We start from the raw sequence: 19,609 nt of genomic DNA, 5'->3' as shown, positions 1-19,609 counted from the left end.
CATGGAAAGGGTGGTTCGTATGACTACTTCTGGTGGAGAGCCGATCCCGTCGATCACCGACGCGACACTCGACGACATCGCCGCCAACGGCATCTGGGCCGATGCCGGCCTCGCGCCCAGCCCGGCGGTCATCGCCGTCTCCCGGGCCCTGCTCGCCGCCGTGCAGGGTACGGAGACCGTCACGCTCCCGGGTGAACTGGCCGGGCTGGTGGCCGACATCCGCGGGCAGGCCTCGTTCGACGTGACACGCATCCAGGCGTCCGACGGCACCGGTCTCTCGGCGTTCTCGATCAAGCTGAACGACGGGAAGCCGCATCCGGTCGTGATCGTGCCGGCCGGGTGGAACCCGTACGGCTGGCTGCCGTTCATGTTCGGCTACCTCTCGCTGGCCGCGCGCGGCTACCACGTGCTGGCGTACACGCCGCGCGGTATCGGCATCGACGGGTGGGTGTCCACGTCCGAGGGCTTCATCGATGTCGCGGGGCCCAATGACTGGTCCGACGGCTCCGAGGTGATCACCTACGCCGAGGAGGCGTTCGGTCCGAGCGCGGTCGGCTTCCTCGGGTTGTCCTACGGTTCCGGGATCAGCCAGCTGGTCGCCGCACACGACCAGGACAACCGGGTCTCCACGGTGGTCGCGCTGAGCACCTGGGGCAACCTGGCCACCAGCCTGTACGACAACGGCACCCGGCACACGGAGGCCGTGAAGAAGCTGATCGAGTTCACCGGTGGTGAGCTGGAGGACAAGTTCGACCCGGAGACGCAGCAGATCCTCCGGGACTTCGAGAACGGCGAGAACATGGACGCCGTGGTGCGGTGGGGCACCCGCCGCTCCCCGGAGACGTACGTCGACCGCACCAACGAGCGGGGCATCCCGACCTTCGTCTCCAACACCTGGCACGAGAGCCTGTTCCCGATCTCCACGGTGCTCGACACCTTCACCGGGCTTGCCGTGCCGAAGCACCTGAACACGTGGATCGGCGACCACGGCGCCCCCGAGGGCCCCGGCATCACCGGCGTGTTGAGCGGTGTGGCGTTCCCCGGGCTGCTGGCGCCGATGCAGGAGGCCTACGCCTGGCTGGACCACCACCTGCTCGGCAAGGACAACGGGGTGCCCGGCTGGCCCGAGGTGAACAACCAGATCATGTTCACCTACCAGACCAAGGCGGTCATCGGCGGTGGCCGGCGGATCACCGTCCCGGCGCGCCGCGAGCCGTACCCGACGTGGTCCGGGGAGCCCACCGACACGGAGGCCTGGTACCCGACCGGCACCGGCGGCACCGGTGACGGCGCGCTGGCCGAGAAGCCGACCACCGGCTGGACCCGGGACTTCACGGCCGGCAGCCTGACGTCCGCCACGGCCATGGACGCCATCATGGGGACCGGGCAGAAGGAGTGGTTCGGCAGCCCCAAGGTCTATGACGCGGACGGGTTCGAGCGGGCGCGGCTGCTCGTCTGGTCCACCGACCCGCTGTCCGGCCCGGAGGGTGTGGCCCGCCGGATCCGCGGCGCCGCGACGGTGCGGCTGGCGGTGCGCAACACGGCCGGGGCCGTCACCCTGGTGGCGTACCTGTTCGACGTCGCCCCGGACGGCACCGCGCGGATCATCACGCACGAGCCGTTCACCGACCCGACCCTGCCCGCCGGTACGGACCGCACGGTCAGCTGGAAGCTCCAGCCCGCCGCCTACGACCTGCCGGACGGCCACCGCCTCGCGCTGGTGGTCAACAGCCGCGACCAGCTGTACGCGTTCACCGGCAGTGAAGGCAGCACGACCACCGTCAGCTCCCTGAACGGGAGCGAGGCGCGCCTGGACCTGCCGCTCGGCTGACGCCCGCCCGGCCTGGATCAGCCCGGCCCGGCCCAGCCCGGCCCGGTCCAGTCCACTCAAGTCCGGCTCTGCCGGACGGCCCGTCGCGAGGTTGCGGCGGGCCGTCGGCGTACCCGCTGGTCGCGGGTCGCTGACCCGGCCAATCCCCGCAACGCGGCCCACGCGGCCCACCCGGGGTTTGGGGCGCCTGTTTGTTCCCGGGTGGTCCATGCCAGAGTGGCTTCGCCTCCGACCAGAGGTACGATCACGCCCGCACCTCTGGTCGGAGGAGTACCTGCATGCGGGACCACAGCGTGCAGGAGCACAGAGGGAGAAGCCCAGCCATGTCCGCAGTCCTCGACGGTACGCTCACGTACTCGAACACCGTCCCGAGAGCCACCGTCCACCGGGCCGCCATCTGCGAGGTCTTCCTCACCGACTCCGTCCGGGTCGCCGAGGACGAGTACCTCATCGCCGCACAGCTCCCGCGTGTCCACGGCTTCTACGGTGACAACGTCACCGCGCCCGCCGCCTACGACCCGCTGCTGCTGGTCGAGGTGTTCCGCCAGGCCTCCATCTACGTCGCGCACACCTACCTCGGCGCGCCGCTGGACGACAAGTTCATCTTCGTCAGCGGGGAACTGGACATCACCGACCCCGAGGCGCTGCGGATCGGGGCGCGTCCCGGCCATGCCGTGATCCGGGCCCGCCAGGCCGGCCTCAAGCGCCGGGACGGTGTCGTCACCGGCAGCAGCCTCGACCTGGTCCTCTCGGTGGACGGCGGCGAGGCCGCCACCATGCGCACCGTGTGCCAGTGGATGCCGGGCGCGGCCTGGGACCGGATGCGCGACAAGGGCCGTGCCGCCCTCGCGCTGGCCCCGGCCCGGCCGCACCACACCGGCCGCCGGGTACCGGCGATCTCGGTCGGCCGCGCCTCCGGGCAGAACGTGGTGCTGGCCGGGGTCGAGGTGGGCCACGACGAGCTGCGCACCCGGGTCGTCGTCGACCAGGGCAACCCGGCGCTCTTCGACCACCCGCTGGACCACATCCCGGGTGCGCTGATCTTCGAGGCCTTCCGGCAGTCCGCGATGTACGCGGCGCGGGAGCTGTTCGGGCTCTCGCTGCGCAGCCTGCTGCTCACCCGGGTGGAGGCGGACTTCACCCGCTTCGGCGAGTTCGAGCTGCCGACCGACTGCGTGGTGCGGGTCGTGGAGTCACCGGCGGTGGACGGCGTGGCGTTCGAGATCGCCATGCTGCAGGAGGACGACCGGATCGCCCGGGCCCGGCTGCACCTGACCCGCACCAGACCGATCGCCGGGGCTTTGGAGAATCGTTTCGCCTACGCTGCGACCGGCGTCTGAGCGCCACTGCCGGGCCACCGGCGTCTGAGCGCCACTGCAGGGCCACCGGCACCGGGCGCCACTGCCGGGCCACCGCCCAACAGCAGGCGGATCAGGCCCGGGCCTTCCGGTCGCCGACGCGCAGCAGGGTCGCGATCACGACGACCAGCACCACGCCGACGGCCGCGAGGCCCCACAGGACGGAGTGGAAGGCGGAGTCGTAGGCCTTGGTGAGGAAGTCCACGAAGTCCTTGTGGTCGGTGGCGCCGGACAGGCGGGCCGCTCCGGCGAGGTCGCCGCCGGCCGCCTGGTCGGCGACCCGGGCGGCCTGCGAGGCGCCCTCGTGGGCACCGATGCCGTCGGTGATCCGGGTGCCGAGCACGGTGGCCAGCGCGGAGCCGTACACCGCGACGGCGACGGCCTCGCTGCCCAGGCGCAGCGTGTTGAGGAAACCGGCCGCCATGCCCGCCTTGGCCGGGTCGACCAGCTCCAGGGCCTGGCCGTCGACCAGGCCGGCCGACAGGCCCATGCCGGCGCCGGTGATCAGCATCGGGGCGGCGAGTACCAGGACGGTGACGGAGGGCGAGAGCAGGGTGAGGGTGATGTCGCCGACGACCAGGCAGACCAGGCTGGCGCGGATCAGGGTGAGCGCGGAGACCCCGCGGGTGACCAGCTTGGCGGCGAGCATCGGGATGGCCAGCACCGGTGCGGTGAGCAGCAGCATCAGCACGCCGACGGCGCCGGTGTCGCGGCCGGTGACGGCGGTCAGGTAGCTCGGCAGGTAGGTGAGTACGGTGACGAAGCCGAAGGAGGCGGCGACCGGCACCAGGCAGAGGCCGACGAAGCGGCGGTTGCGCAGCAGGCCGAGGTCCAGCACGGGGTGTGCGCTGCGGTTCTCGACGGCGGCGAAGACTGCCAGCGCGACGGCCGCGCCGAGGAACAGGCCGATCACCCCGGTGCTGCCCCAACCCCACTGGGAGCCCTGCACGATGGCGGTGGTGAGCAGCACCATGGCGAGGACGAACAGGGCGCTGCCGGGGACGTCGATCCGTCCGCCGCTGCCGGCGTCGGAGGGCATCGCGCGGGAGATCGCGGGGATCGCGAGCAGGACGACGGCGAGGGCGACGGCGTGCACCGCGAACACCCAGCGCCAGCCGAGGCCCTGCACCAGCACACCGGCCAGGGACGGGCCGATGGCGACGCCGATGCCGGCGACGGTGCCGAACATCGCGAAGGCCTTGGCGCGGGCCGGGCCGTCGAAGACGGTGGAGACGATGGCGGCGCCGCAGGAGAAGATCGCGGCGCCGCCGATGCCGGTGAGGGCGCGGGCGGCGTCCAGCAGGAGGGTGTCGGTCGCGACGGCGCTGGCGAGCGAGGCGGCGGCGTAGACGGCGACGCCGGCCGCGAAGGCCTTGACCCGGCCGATGACGTCGGCGAGCGAGCCCCAGACCAGGGTGAAGCAGGCGAAGGCCACGTTGAAGGCGTTCACCACCCATTGGAGCGGGGCCAGGTCGGCGTGGGTGCTGGTGCCGATGTCGGGGAGGGCGACCGCCGTGCCGGAGATGGACATGGGCACGACGAACACCGCGAGGAGGACCGCGGCCAGGATCGGCGTACGGCCGGGCTGCTGTCCGTCCGTCACCGCCGGTGGCGTAGCAGACGGCGTGGTCTGCGTACTCATGGGGCACGACTCCAGGCTCGGCCCGGCCGCGGAACGGCCAGGTAAGGAATTTTTCGAACCTTACGGTGTCATGCGGCGAGGTACGATGCAACCCATACCTGACGATGCCTGAGGATGAGGATGGAGGATCCGATGCCCGACCCGGAAGGCCACCCCTCGATCGAGGAGATGGATCTGCGGACGGTCCTGAACGCACTCGCCGATCCGCTGCGCTACGGGGTGGTCTCGGCCCTGCTATGCGAGGGCGAGGGGGCGGCACGCACCTGCGCCTCCTTCAGCCTGCCGGTCTCCAAGTCCACGGTCACCCACCACTTCCGCGTCCTGCGCGAAGCGGGCCTGGTCCGCCAGGTGGACCGCGGCAACAGCCGCGCGGCCACCCTGCGCCGCGAGGACCTCGACGAGCGCTTCCCGGGCCTGCTGGACCTGATCCGCACGAACCCCTGAACCCTCCGGCGCCGAGGGGTGGTTCGGCGCTCAGGGGTGGTTCGGTACCAAGGGGGTTCGGCGCCGAGGGGGTTCGGCGCCGAGGGGGTTCGGCGCCGAGGGGGTTCGGCGCCGAGGGGTGGCCAAGGAGCCCCGACCGCACCCCGGGCTCACGCCGGTTCGTAGGTGGTGTCGCGGACGAGGGCGTGGGCGCGCGGGGAGTCCATGGGGTGGGCGAAGAGGTAGCCCTGGCCGAGGGGGCAGCCCATGGCGGCGAGCAGGTCGCGCTGTTCGGGCTGCTCGATGCCCTCGGCGATGACCTGGACGCCGAGGGTGTCGGCGATCCGGGTGATGCCCTCGACCAGGGCGTACTGCTGGGCGGAGTGGCCGAGGCCGTCGATGAAGGACTTGTCGATCTTCAGCAGGGAGATCGGGAACTCGCGGAGGTAGGAGAGCGAGGAGTAGCCGGTGCCGAAGTCGTCGATGGCGATGGCGACTCCGAGGCCGGAGAGGGTGGCCATGTCGGCGTGGATGCGGTCGTCGCGGCGCATCAGGACGGACTCGGTGAGTTCCAGGACGAGGGTGTGCGGGTCGATGCCCGAGGCGGCGAGGGAGTGGCGGACGACGTCCACGAAGCCGGCGTCGCGGAACTGGCGGGCGGAGACGTTGACGTTGACCCGCAGCGGGGGCCGGCCGCTGGCGGCGCGGGTGGTGGAGCTGGCCGCCTGCCAGGCGGCGGCCTCCTGGGCGGCGCGTTCCAGGACCCAGGCGCCGAGCGGGACGATCTGGCCGCTCTCCTCGGCGAGGGCGATGAACTCGTCGGGCAGGACCATGCCGCGCCGGTCGTGCGGCCAGCGGACCAGGGCCTCGAAGGCGACCAGGTCGCCGGTGCGCAGGTCGACGATCGGCTGGTAGTACAGCTGGAACGCCGATTCCGCGATCGCCGAGTCGAGGTGCTCGTTCAGTTCGTGCCGTTCCACCAGCCCGGCCTGCAGGGCCGGCCGGTAGTGGCACCACTGGCGGCGGCCGGCCGCCTTGGCCGAGTAGAGCGCGAGGTCGGCGTGGGTGAGCAGTTCGGTCGCGTCCACGCTGTCCTCGGTGGTCGCCACCCCGATGCTGGCGCTCACCCGCACCGCGCCCGCCCTGAGCTTGAACGGCTCGGTGAACACCTCCAGCACGCCGGCCGCGATGGTGTCCACGTCCGCGGGCCGGGTCGCGTCCTCGACCAGCACCGCGAACTCGTCGCCGCCGAGCCGGGCGGCGGTGTCCGAGGAGCGCAGCGCGGTGGAGATCCGCAGCGAGACGGCGACCAGCAGTTCGTCGCCGACCGCGTGGCCCTGGGTGTCGTTGACCACCTTGAAGTCGTCCAGGTCGATGAAGAGCACGCCGGTGACGGACCCGCTGCGCTCGCCGCGGGAGAGCGCGTGCCCGACGCGGTCCTGGAACAGCACCCGGTTGGCCAGGCCGGTCAGCGAGTCGTGGAAGGCCCGGTGGGTCAGCTCGCGCTCCATCTGGCGCTGCTCGGTGACGTCGCGCAGGGTGAGCACCAGGGCGCCGACGGTCGGATCGGCACGCAGGTCGTTGAAGCGGACCTCGGCCTCGATCGTAGTGCGGTCCTGGCGCAGCAACCGCCAGTGTTCGCGGGGGTGCTCGCGCTGTTGCTCGCCGCGCGGCGGGTCGCCCGCGCCGCGCATCCGGGCCAGCGCCTTCCCGACCTCCCGGCTGTCCTCGGGCGGGACCAGGTCGGTGACCAGGGTGCCCGCCAGGTCGGGGCGGCCGAGCACCGACTCGGCGGACGGGGAGGCGTAGCGCACGCCGTCGTCGGCGTCGAGGATCAGGATGACGTCGCTGGCGTTCTGCACCAGGGTGCGGAAGTACAGCTCGCTGTTGCGGCGGGTGACCTCCTGGCTCAGCAGCACCCGCTCGACGGCGAGGGCCGCCTGCGCGGCCAGGATCTCCAGCGAACTCCACAAACTGGCCAGCTCCTGCTCGGTGCCGGTGACGATGAGCGCGCCGATCAGCGGGTCGCCGGAGGGGCGTTCGGCGAGGGTGAGCGGGCAGATCAGGGCGAACGGCATGCCGTCGAGGTGCCCGGTCAGCTCGCCGGCGGGCAGGTCGAGGGCCTCGACGGGCAGCAGCCGGGACTCGCGGTAGGCGGCGAGGGCCAGCACCTGGTCGGAGTCGGAGGCGGTCCCCAGCCGGTGCTGCGCCGCGCCGCGTTCGGCGTGCCGGACGTGCAGCACGCCCGCCTCGGCGACGGCGAGCAGTGCCACGTGCCCGGGCTCGGCGGGCATCAGGGTGGAGGCGGCCGACTGGACGGCGTCCGCGACCTCCTCCACGGTGACGGCCGCGGTCAGCCGGGCGCCCGCCTTGCGCAGTGCCCGTTCGCGGGCGATCGCCTGCCTGCGGGCGGAGACGACCACCGCCAGGCGGGCGAGTACGAGCAGGTAGAGGAGTGCGGAGAACGCGCCGATCACGCCCGCGTTGCGGGTGTTGCCGGCCAGCGACTCGATGATCAGGATCGCCGGGGCGATCAGCGAGGCGAGGGTGAGCAGGGCGAGCCGGGCGGCGCTGAGGTCCGACTGCTGGGTGGGGACGGGCCTGGTCAGCTCGACCATCGACGGGTGCAGCGCGGCCGCGCCCCAGGCGGCGTAGAAGGCCGCCCAGCCGAGTTCGACGGGCGTGCCGATGCGCCAGGTGCCGTGCAGCTGGATCAGCCCGTACAGCACGTCCGACACCAGGAGGCCGAGGGTGCCGACGGCGAGCAGCTGCAGCGAGCGGGAGTTGCCGCCGCGCGGGGTCAACAGACGCAGCAGCAGGGCGAGGACGACGACGTCGCCGAGCGGGTAGGCGATCGAGACGGCCTTCTGGAGCCAGGTGAGATCCGGGTTCTGGGCGTACGGGAGGATCAGGTAGATCCAGGCGAGCAGGGCCAGGCCGATGGTGGGGATCAACGCGTCGAGCAGTCCGGCGCGGTCCTGACGGGCCGTGCGCCAGCGGATGAAGCCGAGCACGCCGGCCGCGTACAGCACGTACTCGGCGAGGTAGAAGCCGTCCGCGACGGAGGGGAACGGGTTGGCCTCGTGCAGGATGTCCAGTTGGACGGCCTGCACCACCTCGCCCGCGGTGAAGCTCAGGTTGGCGAGCGCCAGGACGTACCAGAAGCGCGCGTGCGCGGGGCGGTTGAGCCGGACGCCGAGCCCGATGGCGGCGACGCCGCCGAGCCCGATGCCCGTCCACCAGACGATCCGCTGGCCCGGATTGGCGTAGTAGATGCCGGTGAACAGCACCATCCAGAGCAGGTAACAGACCATCAGGCGTTGTCGCCGGCGTGTCAACGAGGCTACCTCCTCCACGACATCACCCCGCCGGTCGGGCGGGGGAGTTCGGGCGAGGGCGGCGCCGGGGCGCTCCGGGGCCTTCGGGTGGCCGGGGTCTCCGGGTGTGCCGGAACTCCGGTTCTCCTGGCGCCTCCGGGCGTTCCCCGGCGGGGGACTGGGCGCGTGTCCGCGCGAGGACCCGTCGCGTGTCCGTGCCCGGTGTCGGGCGCGTCCTCGCGCGGGTGTGCGGCGTCCGGTCGGGATGCGACCGGACGTTCTCGATGTGTCGTGAGTGCGTATAGTCGGAAATGTCGCACTCCCAAGCATTCTGCCGCCACAGCACGAGGTCAAGCCGGTGGACGACGCAGCAGACAGCGCACAGGGCGTACCAACGGATGCGAGGTCCGGGCGTCACGCCGTGGTACGCAACGAGAACGGTCAGTACGCGCTCTGGCCCGGGGACTTGACCGTCCCCGCCGGGTGGCACACGGTCCACGGGCCGGCCGGACGGGACGAGTGCCGGGCCTGGGTGGAGCGGGAATGGCGGCCCTCGGGGCTGGGATTCACCGGTGCCGGGGGCCTTTCGGGCCTCCCGGGAGACGGCGGTCCGGGCCTTCCGGGGGAAGGTGGTCCGGGGGCGGGCCCGGGGGGCGGCGGTGGTCGCGAAGCGCCGGCGGCCGGATTCGCGGACACCGTGCACGGGTTGTTCCGCACGCGGGCGGTGCATGACCCCGGGGCGCTCGCCGTCATCGCCGAGGACGCCACCCTGAGTTACCGCGAACTCGACCTGCTCAGCGACCGGTTGGCCGCCGAGCTGCAGGCGCGCGGCACGGGGCCGGAGCAGGTGGTACCGGTCTGCCTGGAACGCGGGACGGACCTGATCACCGCCTGGCTGGGCGTGCTCAAGACGGGAGGAGCCTTCCTGCCGCTCGACCCGGCGCACCCGCAGCGGCGGCTGGCCCGGCTGGTCGAGGACTGCGGGGCGCGGGTGGTGGTCACCGACGGTCACGAGTTTCCGGGGGTGGCGGTGGTGCGGCCGGACGGCGCCGGGGCGACGGCGGCCCCGCCCGATGCCGGCGCGGGCCGGGGTGGGTTTCGGTCCGACGACGGCGCGGGCCCGGGTGGGTTTCGGTCCGACGACGGCGCGGGCCCGGACGATCTCGCGTACCTGATCTACACCTCCGGGACGACCGGCCGGCCCAAGGGGGTCCCGGTCACCCACCGTGCGCTGGTGTTCACCCTCGACCGGATCGTCCACGCGTACCGGCTCGCGCCCGGCGAACGCGTCCTGCAACTGGCCGTGCTGGGCTCCGACACCGCCCTGGAGCAGGTCTTCGGCGCCCTGCTCGCGGGCGCGACGGTCGTCCTGGGCGGCGGCGGGACCGGCGGCGGCACCTGGGCGCCCACCGAACTGGTGCGTCGGCTGCCCGGGCTCGGCCTCGCCGCCGCCGACTTCACCCCCGCCTACGGGCACCACGTGCTCGACCTGCTCCCGCCCGGCGGGCCCGGCCCGGACGGCCTGCGGCTCGTGGTGGTCGGCGGGGACGTCGTGCACGCCGACGACTGCCGCACCTGCCTGGACCGGCTGCCCGGCACGCGGCTGCTCAACGCGTACGGGGTCACCGAGGCGGCCGTCACCTCCACGCTCTGCGAGGTCACGGCGGAACTGCTGGGGGACGGGGCCGGGGGAGGGAGCGGGGGCCCGGCCGCCCCCGTGCCGATCGGACGACCGCTGCCGGGCGTGCGGGTGCACGTGCTGGACGCGCGGCTGCGGCCGGTCCGGCCCGGGGAGAAGGGGCAGATCCACCTCGGTGGGCCCGGCCTCGCCCGGGGCTACTGGCGCAGCCCCGGCCTGACCGCGGAATCCTTCCTGCCCGACCCGTACGCCCCGCTGCCCGGCGAGCGGATGTACCGCACCGGCGACGCCGGACGCTGGCGGGAGGACGGGCAACTGGAGATCCTCGGCCGCTTCGACGACCAGGTCAAGGTCCGGGGCCACCGGGTCGACCCGGCCGAGATCGAGGCGGTGCTGGCCGCCCACCCGGACGTCCGGCAGGCGCGGGTCGCGGCCGACGGGGCGGCCGCGGACGGCAGCCGGGCGCTCACCGCCTACTACACGCTCGCCCCCGGGTCGGTCGGCGGCGCCGAGGCGATCCGGGCGTTCCTGGCCGAGCGACTGCCGGAGTACCTGGTGCCGGCCGCGTTCGTGCCGCTGGAGGCGATGCCGCTCACCGTGGCGGGGAAGATCGACCGGCGCCGGCTGCCGCACGCCTCGGTGCGGGCGGCGCTCCGGGCGGCGCCCGGGACGGCGGGTGAGGGCGAGACCCGGGGCGGGACCGGGACCGGCGGCAGGGAGGACGCCGAGGGCGGTGCCGGGGGAGCGCGGGACGCGGTCCAGGAGGCGGTCGGGCAGCTGTGGGCGGAACTGCTCGGTGCCGAGACCGTCGGCCCGGACGACGACTTCTTCGCGCTCGGCGGCACCTCGCTGCTGGCGATGGAGATGCTGGCACGCGCCCGGATCCTGTTCGGCATCGACGTCGGCCGGGTACGGACGCTCACCCGCACGCTGCTGCGCGAGCCCGTGCTTCGGGCCTTCGCGAGGGCGCTGCAGGAGGCCCGGGCCGACGGCGGGACCGGTACGGGCGGCGGGGCTCGTACGGGACCGGGCGGCGGTGCAGGTGTCGGCGCGGGTACTGACGTGGGCGCGGGTGCGGGCAGCGGGGAAGCGGCCGTCGACTGGTTCGCGGAGGCCCGGCTCACCGAGCCCGTCGGGCAGTCCTGGAGCCCGGCGCCCTCCCGGGCCGAACCCGCCGAGATCCTGCTCACCGGCGCCACCGGCTTCTGCGGCGCGCACCTGCTGCACGCGCTGCTCGCCACCACCCGGGCCCGGATCCACTGCCTGGTCCGGGCACCCGACGAGGAGCACGCGCTGGAACGGCTGCGGGCCACCCAGCAGCGCTTCCTGCGGCACGACCTCGCCGACAGCCGGGTGGTACCGCTGGTGGGCGACCTCACCCGGGCCCGGATCGGGCTGACGGAGCGGCAGTTCGACTGGCTGGCCGGCAACCTGGACGCGGTCTACCACCTCGGCGGGCAGGTCAACTTCCTCTACCCGTACCACCAGCTGCGCGACGCCAACGTGGGCGGCACCCGGGAGATCGTCCGGCTCGCCGGGCACAGCCGGGGCATACCCGTGCACTACCTCTCCACCCTCGCCGTGCTGGCCGGCTTCGGGGCGGCGGGCGTCGACAAGGTCACCGAGCGGACCCCGCTCGCCCACCCCGAACGGATCGGCGTCGGCTACGTCGAGAGCAAGTGGGTGGCCGAGCAACTGCTGCACAACGCGGCCGCCGCCGGACTGCCGGTCACGGTGCTGCGCACCAACGACGTCACCGGGGACCTGGCGAGCGGGGTGATGAACACCGGTACCGAGCTGTGCGCGCTGATCAAGTACCTGGCGGACAGCGGCAGCTGCCCCGACGTGCGGCTGCTGCTCGACTTCGTCCCGGCCGACCGCTTCACCGGCGCCATCGCCCACATCGCCGCGCACGCACCCGCCGACGGCGAGGTCTACCACCTCACCTCCCCGCGGCCGGGCGTCCTCGCCGATCTGGCGGACCGGCTGCGGGCGCGCGGCCACCGGATCGCCCAGCTGCCCTACGGGGAATGGGTGCAGGGACTGGTCCGCTTCGCCGCCGGGAACCCGACGCACCCGATCGCGCCGTTCGTCCCGCTGTTCGTCGACCGCGCGCCGGGGTCGGAACTGTCGATCAGCGAGATGTACTTCCGGCCGACGTTCCCGCTGTTCGACCGGGCCAACGCGGACGCGGCGCTGGCCGGGAGCGGGATCGAACTGCCGCCGGTGGACGCGGGGCTGATCGACCACTATCTGGCGGGGCTGGAAGGGGAAGGGTTCTTGGGGGTGGCGTCATGAGCAAGCCTCATGAGCGGCGACATGAGCGGGCTTCATGGGCCGGCGTCATGAGCAGGTCTCATGGGGTAGCGCGATGAGCAGGTCTCATGAGGGGGAGTGATGAGCAAGTCTCATGGGAGCGGCACGATGAGCGGAACTCATGGGCCGGTGCGATGAACACGTCTCATGCGGGCAGTGCGATGAGCAGCGCTCATGGGGCGGCGTCATGAGCTGGGCTCATGACGCCTTCGGCGCCTTCGGCGCACTGGACGTCCGGCATGGCCTCGCGGACGGCCCGGTGGCCTTCGGCGGCACGCTCGGGCCGCAGGAGCTGCTGGCGGCGTACCGGTGCGGGCTGTTCCCGCTGCCGGCAGGGGACGTGTACGCGAGCGCCTACAGCGAGGCGCTGTACGGGGACGCCGTCGAGGCGGGCGAGGTGGCACTGATGCCGGGCGGGGAGGATCCGTACGCGCTGGCGTGGTGGTCGCCCGATCCCCGGCCGGTGATCGCGCCCGACGGCGTGCGGCTCGGGAGCCGGCTCGCCCGGCGGCTGCGCAACCACTCGGAGTGGTGGACGAGCGCGGACCGGGCCTTCGGCAGGGTGCTGGCGGAGTGCGCCGACAGGCGCCGGACCGTCTGGCTCACCGAGGAGTTGTCGACGGCGCTGGAGCACCTGCACGTGCTCGGGGCGGCGCACAGCGTGGAGGTGTGGGAGGGGGAGGAGCTGGTCGGCGGGGTGTTCGGGGTCGCGGTCGGGCCCGTGCTGAGCCTCGACTCGATGTTCCACCGCCGTCCGGACGCCGCCCGGGTAGCCGTCGCCGACCTCGGCGCCCGGTTCGGTGCGGCGGGAGGTCGGCTGCTCGACGCGCAGTGGGACGGGCCGCACGTGCGCAGCCTCGGGGCCGAGCCGATGGCGCGCTCCCGGTACCTCGCCGAACTTTCCTCCGCGGCCGGGACGGGCCCGCTGTCGATGGAGAGGCTGCCGGCGTCGCGGCTGGGATGACCTGTGGTCGAGCCCGCGTCGGGCGTCCGCTTGGCCTGTCTTCGACAAACTTATTCCTCGTCAGTAACATGACGCCGCGTGTTCAAGAGCTCCATAGGCAGGGCCGCAGGCCCCGCCGTCCTCACCCTCATCCTCGCCGGGGCCGCCGCGTGCGGGCCGACCAGCCCCGGTACCTCCCAGAACGGCGCCGCCCCGGCGGCCGCCACCGTCGCCGACGCGAGCGCGACCGCCGCCGGGGGCAGCCCGGCCGCAGCCGCACCCGCCGGCGGCACCCCGCGCGCCAAGGCGGCCTCGCCCGCCACAGGCCGTCCGACCGCGGGCGCCGTGCCCGTCACCGCGGCGCCCGCCGACGACCGGCAGGCCGCGATCGGCAGCCCCGGCAAGGACGGCGGTGCCGTCACGGCGGCGACCAAGAGCCTGCAACTGACCGCCTACGACCCGGCGGGCGGCACGGCGGTCCTGACGGCGGCCGGCAGCCTGGCGGCCTCCCCGAGCGCGGCGCCGACCACCAAGCCGAGCGCCGCTCCAAGCGCCGCCCCGACCACCGCCGCCCCGACCACCACTGCCCCGACCACCACCGCCCCGACCACCACCGCCCCGAATGCCGCCGCTGCGGCCGTCCAGCCCGGGCAGCTGATCGCCAGCCCGCCGACCGCCGCCGCGCCGCAGGGTGCGCTGGTGGCCGTCACCGGCGTCCGCCCCGGCACGGGCAACACCGTCAACCTGACCACCCGCCCGGCCACCCTCGCCGAACTCCTCGGCGGTACCGAGGCCGACGGCAGCGTGCCCGTCGACCCGCACGGCATCACCGTGACGCCGCTGGTCAAGGACCTCAAGGCGACCGTCGGCGCGGACGGCAACGGCGTGCAGGCCGACGCCTCCGGCACCCTGGAGGTCGACCTCAAGGCCCCCGTGCCGCTGCCCGAGGGCGCCAGCCTGGACGCCTCCGGCTCGCTCCAGCTGCACCCGGCCGTCCACTTCGCCTACCACGGCGCCGCCGCGGGCAGCCCGCGCACCGCGTCCATCGGCTTCGACCTGGGCGCCCACGCCCAGTGGAAGGTCACCGGCGACGTGGCCCGCAACACCGGCGCGGCTCCCGTCCGGGTGCCCTTCGCCAAGCTGCAGGCCAGCCCGGTGCTGACCGTCGCCGGCCTGCCGGTGGTCGTCAACCTCGGTCTGACCTGCTACCTGGAGGTCAGCGCCGACGGCCAGGTCCACCTGGAGGCGGAGCAGGACGCCGCCGGCACCTGGGCCGTGCGCGCCGACTACACCGGCGGCAAGGGCTGGACACCGGTCACCAACGCCGAGACCAAGGTCAACCCGGTCCACGTCCGACTGAACGGCAAGGCGGGCGTGCGGGCCGCGCTCGGCGCCGAGATCAGTCTCGGCCTGTACGACACCGTCGGCGTGGAGACCACCGTCGCCCCCTACCTGAAGGCCCAGGTCGAGGGCTCGTTGGTCGCCGACTCCTCCGGCAACCCGCCGCAGGCGCAGGGCAGTTGGTCGCTGGTCGGCGGCGTGGACCTGAACGGCTCGCTGCTCGCCCACCTGAAGGTCTTCGGCACCCCGATCATCGAGGGCAAGCTGCCGCTGCCGCCGTTCCACCGCGAGTGGCCGCTGCTGGGCGGCTCGGCCGCGCTGCCGTCCCCGCGTCCGAGCAAGAGCTGACGCACAGTCACAAATGCCATCCTTGAGGCCCCTTGACCGGTTCTCCGGTCAAGGGGCCTTGTCATGGGTGGGCTCTGGTCCCGTCCGACGAGGGCGGGGTGAGGGACATCAGGCGGACCTTGGGCGTTCTGGCCGCGCCGCTCCTGCTCGTGTTCGCGCTGGCCAAGGTGGCCAAGGTGGCCGGCTGGGGGGCGGCGCTGGCGGGCCTGGCAGGCCTGACGGTGGGCCTGCTGGGGGCGGTGGCCCTGCTGTCGCTGGGCCGAAGCCGGGGGTGGCCTCGCGGTGCCCGCCGGGTTCGCGTCTACGGCAGCGGGCGTGATCCGATCCCCGTCCACGCAGGGGCGCGCACGCCGCAGGACGTCGAGATCTCGGAAGCCGAGTTGAACGGGACCGTCGTCGAGCTGGAGATGGGCGACGTCGGGAGCGCGATCGCACCCGCCCGGCGGCCCCGGGGCGCTGCGACCGCGCCCCGGCACCGTCAACTGCACGAGTGCGCCGATGATTCACTCACCCCCCCCCGGGCCGCCGCGAGCGTCGCCGACGGGCTGGAGCGGCTCTTCCTCCTCCTCGGCCCGCCCCCGGGCGCCGCCGGCCCCGGCCCCAGCCCCGGCGACCCCGTACCCACGCCCCGAGGTGACGACAGGCGACCACCTCCGAGGAGAGCCGCACCCGGCGTCCCGCGGCGCCGGAGATCGCCACCCAGTGGGCCCAACTCCCGCCCGAGCACCTGCGCGTGGCCCTGGAGCACCTCGAACTGGAACTCCAGCGCGAACACGCCCGCGAGACCGCCCGCTCGCGCCACCGGCTGAGCCTGGACACGGCCCGGATACGGGAGGAGCAGACGATCGAGCGGGCCCGGAGCGCCGCCCAGGAGCGCAAGGACGAGCGCGCCCACCAGCTCTACCTCGGAGGCCTCATCGCGGGCTTCGTCCTGGCCGCCGGAATGCTCGCCGGCTCGGTGGCCGTCGACCTCGACGGCCGTCAGTGGCTCGCCGGGCCGAGCCTGATCGCCCTGCCCGTGGTCTTCGTCCTACGCCGCACCGACCGCCCAGCCCCCACGCCCGCGTCACCCCGCCGCCGGACCGCCTGCCGCCGGACCAGCTGCCGGGCAGTCAAGCGGCTTAGCCGTGTGCCCGGCTCCTTCCGCCGCCGCCGCCCACCGGCATCCTCGATCCACAGCGGCCTGACGGGGTGGGGACGGTCGGCCCCGCCTCGGCCGCTCTGGTCGGGGCGGGTAGTCACCTGGCGGGGCAGCAGCCGGGGGAGACCGCGGACGTCCCGCGTCTCCGTGGACGCCATCTACGCAGAGCGGCCCCGGACGGACGGGCGGACCGGCGGATGGGCGGGTGCGGTGCGGGGCTGTTCGGGGGGCGGGCTGGCAGGATGGCGGCATGGAACGTGTGCTTGGAATCGGTGGGTACTTCCTGCGGGCTGCCGACCCGGCGGCGCTGAGTGCCTGGTACCGCGACCGGTTGGGGCTGGATGCCGACGAGTACGGCCTGTGGCGTCAGGAGGCCGGCCCGACGGTGTTCGCGGCGTTCGAGGCCGGGACGGAATACTTCGGGTCCCGCGCCCAGCAGACCATGCTCAACTTCCGGGTCCGCGACCTGGACGCGATGCTCGCCCAACTGCGGGCCGGGGGCGCGGACGTGGCGGAGGAGACGCAGGACATGGAGGGCGTCGGCCGGTTCGGCTGGGTCACCGATCCCGAGGGCAACCGGATTGAACTGTGGCAGCCCGTCTGAGTGCGCTAACGCCGGCGGCATGAGGGCCGCCGGCGGGCCGGGCGGCCGTCCGCAGGTCTGCACGCACGGTACGGCAGGACCAGTGTGACGGTATGTCAGTAGGGTGGGCGGCCATGAGCATCGAGGAGCCGGGCGGCCGAGTCGAGCGTGATCCGAGTCTGTTGCGTGTCTCGCACGCGGACCGCGACCGGATGGTGGAGATCCTGCGGGACGCGGCGGCGGACGGCCGGTTGGACGCCGACGAGTTGGAGGAGCGGGTGGAGCGGGCGCTCACCGCGCGCACCTTCGCGGATCTGGCGCCGCTCACCGAGGACCTCCCGGTCGCTCCGCCCGCTCCGCCGAGGGTCCTGCCGCCAGCCGTGCCGGTCGTGCCGATCGCGTCGGTCGTGCCGGATGGCGAGGTGGAGCGGTGGCAGGTCAGCGGCCAGCGGTTCCGCCGGGAGGGCGCGTGGGTGGTGCCGCGCGCCATCGAGCTCGGCATGTACGGCGGTTCGGCGCGGCTGGACTACACCGTGGCGCGGCTGCCAGAGGGCGGGCTGAGCGCGCTCCGGATCGCGATGTACGGCGGCAGCGTGCGGTTGACCCTGCCGCTGGGGGTGGCGGTGGACCTGAGCGGGCTCGCGACGCACGGCGGGCGGGTCCGCGACCACGCCTCGCGGCACACGGTGCCGGGGGTGGCGGTGACGCACGTGGTCACGGTGTCGGGGTTCACCCACGGGGGAAGCCTGCGGGTGGTCGCCTCTCGCGCGTGACCGCCGGGCGGGGTACGTCGTGTACGGCCCCTGGGACTACGCCTACACCGGCTCGGCCACCACCCGATCCGCGGCCGCGTCGACCAGCAGGTCGTCGAGGAGATCGGTGCCGGCGCCCGGCTGCTGGTCCTCGACGTGACGGATCCCGACGGCATCGCACGAGCCGTCGCGCAGGTGGACCGCCTGGACGTGCTGGTCAACAACGCCGACATCTCACCGTCGCTCGCTCCGCCGGCCGCCACCCCCGTCGAGTAGTACCGGCGTACCTACGAGACGAACGTGTTCGGGGTGGTGGCGGTGACGGATGCGTTCCTGCCCGCCCTGCGCCGGTCGCCGCGCCCGCGGATCGTCAACGTCTCCAGTGGCACCGCGTCGCCGACCTGGAGCACCCACCCCAATCCCCAGTTCACCGGCCCCACCGGCGGCTTCTTCGCCTGGGACGGGACGCCTGTGCTCTGGTGACGGGTGATCAGGCAGCCGGGCGATCAGGCGGCCAGGCGGATCAGGTGACGATCAGAGCGGCTTGAGGCGGGACTTGAGCAGGCAGAACTCGTTGCCCTCGGGGTCGGTCAGGACGTGCCAGGACTCCTCGCCGGTCTGGCCGATGTCGGCCGGGCGGGCACCGAGCGCCAGCAGGCGTTCGAGTTCGGCGTCCTGGTCGCGGTCGGTGGCGTTGACGTCGATGTGCAGCCGGGACTTGCCCTTCTCCGGCTCGTCCTGGCGGCTGAGGAAGATCGTCGGCTGTGCGCCGCCGAAGCCCTCGCGCGGCCCGATCTCCATCGAGCCGTCGTCCTCGCGACCGAGCACGACGAAGTCCAGGACCTCGCACCAGAACCGCGCCAGCACCTCGGGTTCGCGGCAATCGAGCACGAGTTCGCTGATTCGACACGCCATGAGGAAACCTGCTCTCAGCCTGGGGACTGCCGGACAACCCCGCGACCGTACCGGACGAGGCGAGCGTGGGCGAAGGGGATTTCGGGGCTGTCGAAGCGATGTCGGGCAACGGCGTTGATCGATTGTCTGCCGGGGGCTGGTCCACTTGCCGCACTGACCATTTCGGAATGTAGGAGGACCATCGTGATCAAGCGTGTCGTTGTGGGCGTCGCAGCAGCGGCCGTGGTGTTGGGCATCGGCGCGGGCTCGGCGTCCGCGGCCACCGGTGGGGGCGGATCCACGGACGCCTGGATCGGCCACGAGGAGCACCGCGTCCTGGCGGTCGGCGGCGGGGTGACCACGGACAGCTGGCTCGACAAGCCGCGGCCGGGCGAGCTCTGATCCCTCGGGAGCGCGTCGGAGTGGGAAGTCGGATCGGCCGACTTCCCACTCCGTTCCCGTTGTTACGGGGTGGTGGTGGGGGTTGCGTGGCCTTGGTCTTGGCCCTGGCTATGGCGGGGCTCAGACGGCATCGGGGGTGGTGAGGTCGATTTCGGCCCAGACCGTCTTGGAGTTGGGGTGGCGGGGGATGGTGCCCCAGCGGTCGGAGAGGGCGTCGATGAGGGTGAGGCCGCGCCCGGTCTGGGCGTTGGGGACGTGGACGGTGGGGAGGAGGGGAAGCCGGTCGCCGCGGGGGTCGGAGACCTCGATACGGAGGGTGGTGCCCCGGCGCGTGGTGGTGGTGAGGGAGAGGTGCAGCTCGAACCCGCGCCCCGCAATGCGTCCGTGCGTGATCGCGTTCGCGGCGAGCTCGGTGACGATGAGGAGCGCCGAGTAGAACGGCTCGGTGTGCGTGGAGTTCAGCTCCCAGGCGGTGAGTTGACGTCTGGCGACGCGTCGGCAGATCGCGGCGCCCTTGGGTGTGGCGGCCAGGATGGCGGTGTGGCTGCTGGGGTTGTCGAGGGGGATTTCGGTCGTCATGGGAGAAAGCGTGGTGGCGCGGACGTACCCTGACCATGCATTCGGCGAGTACGGAGAGTGCTTGTACCGGTGCGGACAGCTTTTTGTCTCGTGGCTCAAT

At 73.2% G+C, this 19,609-nt stretch carries 13 protein-coding genes and 2 pseudogenes; 11 read left to right on the top strand and 4 right to left on the bottom strand.

The genetic code is table 11. The annotated features are described in order from the left end of the window. Window positions 1–19: 19 nt before the first annotated feature. Both OP86_RS09615 and OP86_RS09610 read left to right on the top strand, forming a co-directional pair. Window positions 20–1,831 (top strand): CocE/NonD family hydrolase, encoded by a 1,812-nt coding sequence (locus OP86_RS09615; protein ID WP_030254712.1) that lies wholly within the window; start codon window positions 20–22, stop codon window positions 1,829–1,831. A 323-nt stretch (window positions 1,832–2,154) separates the two neighbouring features. Then, window positions 2,155–3,171, top strand: coding sequence for a ScbA/BarX family gamma-butyrolactone biosynthesis protein (locus OP86_RS09610; RefSeq protein ID WP_051829899.1), 1,017 nt, complete (start codon window positions 2,155–2,157; stop codon window positions 3,169–3,171). 91 nt (window positions 3,172–3,262) lie between these two features. On the opposite strand, the gene OP86_RS09605 is transcribed toward OP86_RS09610, so the two are convergent. Continuing rightward, window positions 3,263–4,831, bottom strand: coding sequence for an MFS transporter (locus tag OP86_RS09605; protein WP_033331461.1), 1,569 nt, complete (start codon window positions 4,829–4,831; stop codon window positions 3,263–3,265). A 132-nt stretch (window positions 4,832–4,963) separates the two neighbouring features. On the opposite strand from OP86_RS09605, the gene OP86_RS09600 reads away from it, so the two are divergent. After that, window positions 4,964–5,275: an ArsR/SmtB family transcription factor gene (locus OP86_RS09600; protein ID WP_030057204.1), complete on the top strand. Its 312-nt coding sequence runs from the start codon at window positions 4,964–4,966 to the stop codon at window positions 5,273–5,275. A gap of 149 nt (window positions 5,276–5,424) precedes the next feature. On the opposite strand, the gene OP86_RS09595 is transcribed toward OP86_RS09600, so the two are convergent. Then, window positions 5,425–8,592: a putative bifunctional diguanylate cyclase/phosphodiesterase gene (locus OP86_RS09595; protein WP_157849706.1), complete on the bottom strand. Its 3,168-nt coding sequence runs from the start codon at window positions 8,590–8,592 to the stop codon at window positions 5,425–5,427. Between the two features lie 274 nt (window positions 8,593–8,866). Here OP86_RS09595 and OP86_RS39140 point away from each other — a divergent pair. The 7 genes and pseudogenes from OP86_RS39140 to OP86_RS32860 all read left to right on the top strand — a co-directional run. Next, window positions 8,867–9,097: pseudogene (locus OP86_RS39140) on the top strand (MbtH family NRPS accessory protein); the annotation flags it as partial. A 180-nt stretch (window positions 9,098–9,277) separates the two neighbouring features. Further along, a complete protein-coding gene (locus tag OP86_RS09590; protein WP_030254705.1) occupies window positions 9,278–12,508 on the top strand; it encodes a non-ribosomal peptide synthetase in 3,231 nt (1,076 codons plus the stop codon). A gap of 205 nt (window positions 12,509–12,713) precedes the next feature. After that, complete coding sequence (locus tag OP86_RS09585) at window positions 12,714–13,490, top strand: leucyl/phenylalanyl-tRNA--protein transferase (protein WP_030057209.1); 777 nt, start codon at window positions 12,714–12,716, stop codon at window positions 13,488–13,490. Window positions 13,491–13,568: 78 nt separating this feature from the next. Beyond that, complete coding sequence (locus OP86_RS09580; RefSeq protein WP_051829898.1) at window positions 13,569–15,158, top strand: hypothetical protein; 1,590 nt, start codon at window positions 13,569–13,571, stop codon at window positions 15,156–15,158. A 1,391-nt stretch (window positions 15,159–16,549) separates the two neighbouring features. Then, on the top strand, window positions 16,550–16,903 hold the full coding sequence (locus tag OP86_RS09570) for a VOC family protein (protein WP_030057213.1): 354 nt from the start codon (window positions 16,550–16,552) through the stop codon (window positions 16,901–16,903). Between the two features lie 113 nt (window positions 16,904–17,016). Continuing rightward, on the top strand, window positions 17,017–17,655 hold the full coding sequence (locus tag OP86_RS09565) for a DUF1707 SHOCT-like domain-containing protein (RefSeq protein ID WP_051829897.1): 639 nt from the start codon (window positions 17,017–17,019) through the stop codon (window positions 17,653–17,655). Between the two features lie 84 nt (window positions 17,656–17,739). Further along, window positions 17,740–18,093: pseudogene (locus OP86_RS32860) on the top strand (SDR family NAD(P)-dependent oxidoreductase); the annotation flags it as partial. Window positions 18,094–18,168: 75 nt separating this feature from the next. On the opposite strand, the gene OP86_RS09555 reads toward OP86_RS32860, so the two are convergent. Continuing rightward, entirely contained in the window at window positions 18,169–18,549 is a 381-nt protein-coding gene (locus tag OP86_RS09555; RefSeq protein WP_030057215.1) for a VOC family protein, read from the bottom strand. Window positions 18,550–18,732: 183 nt separating this feature from the next. On the opposite strand from OP86_RS09555, the gene OP86_RS09550 reads away from it, so the two are divergent. Continuing rightward, on the top strand, window positions 18,733–18,930 hold the full coding sequence (locus OP86_RS09550; RefSeq protein ID WP_030254699.1) for a hypothetical protein: 198 nt from the start codon (window positions 18,733–18,735) through the stop codon (window positions 18,928–18,930). A gap of 120 nt (window positions 18,931–19,050) precedes the next feature. On the opposite strand, the gene OP86_RS09545 is transcribed toward OP86_RS09550, so the two are convergent. Then, window positions 19,051–19,509 carry an ATP-binding protein gene (locus OP86_RS09545; RefSeq protein ID WP_030254696.1) on the bottom strand — a complete coding sequence of 153 codons (459 nt, stop codon included), beginning with the start codon at window positions 19,507–19,509 and terminating at the stop codon, window positions 19,051–19,053. Window positions 19,510–19,609: the final 100 nt, after the last annotated feature.

This window comes from Streptomyces novaecaesareae, assembly GCF_000716875.1.
In the GTDB taxonomy this organism is placed as follows: domain Bacteria; phylum Actinomycetota; class Actinomycetes; order Streptomycetales; family Streptomycetaceae; genus Kitasatospora; species Kitasatospora novaecaesareae.
This window is presented reverse-complemented; position numbering and strand designations above follow the sequence as displayed.